Below are 3,901 nucleotides of genomic sequence, written 5' to 3'. Positions count from 1 at the left end.
GGCGGGCGCCGGCCCGTACGGTCCGCCCCAAGACCCCCGGACGGGCCTGCTCACTCGACCAGCCCAGCGAAATCGGGGGCCCCCTTTGTCCCCGTTGGGCCGTCCGCACCTCGGAGTTGCGTCGCCACAGCCGCCATGAGTCCGTGGGAATCGTGCCATGTCCGATCTCACTGTCTGGAGGAGAGATGCGCACCGAGACGAACAGCCCTTCGGGCGACAAGCTGTCCGTGGTGTACGCGGTTCACGTCGTCGAGGGCGGCGAGCAGGGATTCCGTGAGGTCTACGACCGAATAAGGAAGTCCGTCGCAGGCGTCCCCGGACACATCATCGACCGGCTGGGCGAACCGATCGACGACTCCCGGCAGTGGGTGATCACCAGCGAGTGGGAGACCCCCGAGCACTTCTTCGACTGGCTCCGGGGCGACGACCACCAGGCCCTGCTCGCCCCGCTGCGCGCCTGGGTCGACCAGACCCAGTCGCTGCGGTACCGGGTCGTGCAGGAGACCGTCGGGGCCAAGTCATGACCCGCGCCCCGGCTCCCGGCCCCGTCGCTGTCCTCGGTCTCGGCACCATGGGCGCCGGGCTGGCCACCCGCCTGCTCGACCAGGGCATCCGGGTACGCGTCTGGAACCGCACCGCCGAGCGGGCCGAACCGCTCGCCCGCGCGGGAGCCTTCGCCGCGGCCCACCCCGCCGACGCCGTCGAGGGGACGAGCGCCGCGATCTGCACCGTGGCCGACGGGGACGCGCTCACCGCCGTACTCCGGGGACCCGACGGTGTCCTGGCCCAGGGGCCCTACCCCGGCGCGCTGGTCTGCGCGGGGACGGTCGCCCCCGACGAGGTCGTCCGCCTGGCCGAGGACACCGGATCAGTCCTGGACGTCGGCATGCTGGGCAACCGCGAGCACGCCCGCACCGGTGAGCTGCGGCTGTTCGTCGGCGGCGAGGAGCGGGTCTTCACCGCGGGGCTCCCGCTGCTCGAACTGCTCGGCAAGCAGGTCGTCCACCTGGGCGCGCTCGGCTCGGGCATGCGGATGAAGCTGCTCCTCAACCTGTTGATGGGGATCGAGGTGCAGGCGCTGGCCGAGGCGGTGGAACTGGCCGCCGCCACCGGCCTGGACCGCGAACTGGCCCTCACCACCATCGCGGGCAGCGGCTTCGCCTCACCGGTCATGGCGTTCAAGTCACGGCGCCTGGCGGCCGGGCGCTTCGACCAGCCGGACTTCCGGCTGCGCCTGATGGCCAAGGACCTGCTGCTCGCCGCCGACCAGGCCGCCGATGCGGGACTGGTGCTGCCGCTCGCCACCGCCGCCGCCCGGACCCATGTCCGCGCCACCGAGCTGGGACACGGCGACGAGGACTGTGTCGCGGTGAGCCACGCACTCACACCGAACGCGGGAACTCCTCATGATCATTGACATCCATGGGCATCTGTCCCCACCGGAGGCGGCCAAGCACTTCCCGATGCCGCCCAGCCTGACCGACGTCGACGGCATGCTCGCCGCCCGCGCCCGGGCCGGAATCGATCTCACCATCATCGGCAGCCCGGTCGGCGCCGGCGCGATGGCACGGGTCCCGGGCGTCGACAACTACGCGCAGCCCCGGGACCGGCTGCGGCGGTTCCACGCCTGGATGTCCGGTCTGATCGGCACCTTCCCGGACCAGTTGCGCGGCTATGTGTACGCCAACCCGTTCGGCGACGACGACCATCTGGAAGGCGTCCGGGAGACCCTGGCGGACCCGGCCTTCGTCGGCCTGATCACCACCACCAGCGTCCATGGCGAACTGCTCGGCTCACCTCGGGCCGACTCCTTCTTCGCGCTGGCCGCCGAGGCGGGGGTGCCCGTCCTGGTGCACGCGCCGGCCGAGCCGATCGGCACCGAGGGGGTCGAGCACCTCGGCTTTGTGGAGCAGGTCGGCCGGTTCAGCGACATCTCGCTCAGCATGGCCATGATCGCCTTCGCCGGGTGGCTGGACAAGTATCCCCGGCTGCGGCTGATCGGTTCCACCGGCGGCGGCGCGCTGGCGCTGCTCCCGGAGCGCCTGCAGACGGCGGCACGCCCCCGGCACTGGGGCGGGGGCGCCTCACCGCCGCCCGATCCACGCGCCGCTGCCGGGCAACCTTCCGGTTCGCGTCCCGCTGCCGCGCCTCCTTCCGGCCCGCGTCCCGATGCCGGGCAGCCGTCCGGCCAGGGGCCCGCTGCCCGGTCGTCGGATGGTCGGGCCCCCGACCCCCGGCCGTCCGGTGGCGGGGCGGCCCCGGCATCTCCCGTGGCCCACGCGCCCGTGGCCCAGGCGCCTCCGGCGCCTCCGTCCGCCGACCCCGCCGCGGCGCTGCGCCGTATGTACGTCGACACCAGCACCTTCAGCCCGGCGCATCTGGGTCTGAACGCCGAGGTGCTGGGCCCCGAACGGATGCTGTTCGGCACCGATTCACCGCCGCTGTCCGTGCCGCTGGAGGAACTCATGCGCATGATCGAGAAGCTGCCGATCGACAAGGCGTCCCAGCAGCTCATCCTCGGCGGCAACGCCGAGGCCGTCTTCGATCTGAGGAGCCGTCCGTGACCACCGTGAACGATCCCGCGGCCGAGGCATCACGCTGCACACCCGAGTTCCGGCGGAACCCCTATCCGGTGTACGAGCACCTACGGGAGACGGCACCCGTCTGCCCGATGCGCCCGCCGCACGGCATCGACACCTATCTGATCACGCGGTACGACGACGCACGGGCCGCGCTGACGGATCCCCGGCTGAGCAAGGACATGTACGGGGCACTCGACGCCTACCGGAGGATCTTCGGTGACTCGTCGGTGGCGCTGGACGACCATATGCTCAACGCCGACCCGCCCAAGCACACCCGGCTGCGCAAGCTGGTCGGCTCGGCGTTCACCCCGCGCCGGGTGGAGTCGCTGCGGACGCACATCGGGGAGGTCGTGGAGTCGCTGCTGGACGACTGCCCGACCGGGGAGCCGGTCGACCTCCTGCCGACGTTCGCGTTCCCGCTGCCGATCATCGTGATCTGTGAGCTGCTCGGCGTACCGCCGGAGGACCGGCCGGATGTGCAGAGCTGGTCCACCACGGTGGCGCACACCGGCTTCGGCAAGGAGGCCAAGCAGGCCCAGCAGCGGGCGGAGGAGAGCCTGCACGCGTACTTCACGGAACTCCTCGCCCGTAAGCGCGGCCGTCCCGGCGACGATCTGCTCAGCGCGCTCACCGCCGCCCGGGACGAGGAGGGTCCCCTCACCGAACAGCAGCTGGTGTCCACGGCGTTCCTGTTGATGTTCGCCGGTCACAAGACGACCGCGTATCTCATCGGCAACTCCGTCTACCAGCTGCTCTCCCACCCCGGGCAACTGCGCGCGGTGCGGGAGAACCCGGGGCTGATCGGGCAGGCCGTGGAGGAACTGCTGCGCTTCGACGGCTCGGTGGAGAGCGCGACCTTCCGCTACGCGACCGAGGATGTGGAGATCGCCGGGACGCGCATCCCGAAGGGCGCACTGGTCCAGATCGCGCTGAACTCGGCCAACCGTGACCCGCTGAAGTTCGCGCTGCCGGACGAACTGGATGTGACACGCCCGCCGAACACCCAGAGCGTCCACCTCGGGTTCGGGCACGGTGTGCACTACTGCCTCGGGGCGTCGCTGGCCAGACTGGAGACCCAGCTCGCGCTCACCGGGCTGTTCAACCGGTTCCCCGGGATGGCCCTGGCCGACCCCGCGCGGGAGGCGTCCTGGCTTGAGGTGCCGTTCCCCGCCTTCCGCGGCCTGGTGGAGCTGCCCGTCGTCCTCGATCCCGCCTCCCGTTGACCGGCGAGGGCCGTACGGGGGCGGTCGCGTCCGGTGCGGTCGCGCCCGGTCCGCGGCGGCGGCGCCCTCGACCGAGAGACCGTACCCACTGACGAA

4 protein-coding genes are annotated in these 3,901 nt (G+C 71.7%); all 4 read left to right on the top strand.

Translation table 11 applies throughout. The annotated features are described in order from the left end of the window. Positions 1 to 185 precede the first annotated feature (185 nt). The 4 genes from ACWF94_RS35785 to ACWF94_RS35770 are packed head-to-tail and all read left to right on the top strand — an operon-like array spanning position 186 to position 3,805. Positions 186 to 524 carry an antibiotic biosynthesis monooxygenase family protein gene (locus ACWF94_RS35785; RefSeq protein WP_453498500.1) on the top strand — a complete coding sequence of 113 codons (339 nt, stop codon included), beginning with the start codon at positions 186 to 188 and terminating at the stop codon, positions 522 to 524. Continuing rightward, entirely contained in the window at positions 521 to 1,417 is an 897-nt protein-coding gene (locus tag ACWF94_RS35780; RefSeq protein WP_453498497.1) for an NAD(P)-dependent oxidoreductase, read from the top strand. Before ACWF94_RS35785 ends, ACWF94_RS35780 begins: the two co-directional genes overlap by 4 nt. Continuing rightward, entirely contained in the window at positions 1,407 to 2,564 is a 1,158-nt protein-coding gene (locus ACWF94_RS35775) for an amidohydrolase family protein (RefSeq protein ID WP_453498494.1), read from the top strand. The genes ACWF94_RS35780 and ACWF94_RS35775 overlap by 11 nt, the downstream gene beginning before the upstream one ends. Beyond that, positions 2,561 to 3,805: a cytochrome P450 family protein gene (locus ACWF94_RS35770; protein WP_453498492.1), complete on the top strand. Its 1,245-nt coding sequence runs from the start codon at positions 2,561 to 2,563 to the stop codon at positions 3,803 to 3,805. The genes ACWF94_RS35775 and ACWF94_RS35770 overlap by 4 nt, the downstream gene beginning before the upstream one ends. Positions 3,806 to 3,901 lie beyond the last annotated feature (96 nt).

This window comes from Streptomyces sp. NPDC055078, assembly GCF_053607985.1.
This window is presented reverse-complemented; position numbering and strand designations above follow the sequence as displayed.

What these genes read in the sequence shown, in the direction of transcription:
- ACWF94_RS35780 (WP_453498497.1), top strand. Translation starts at nt 521, where the DNA reads ATGACCCGCGCCCCGGCTCCCGGCCCCGTCGCTGTCCTCGGTCTCGGC.
- ACWF94_RS35775 (WP_453498494.1), top strand. Translation starts at nt 1,407, where the DNA reads ATGATCATTGACATCCATGGGCATCTGTCCCCACCGGAGGCGGCCAAG.
- ACWF94_RS35785 (WP_453498500.1), top strand. Translation starts at nt 186, where the DNA reads ATGCGCACCGAGACGAACAGCCCTTCGGGCGACAAGCTGTCCGTGGTG.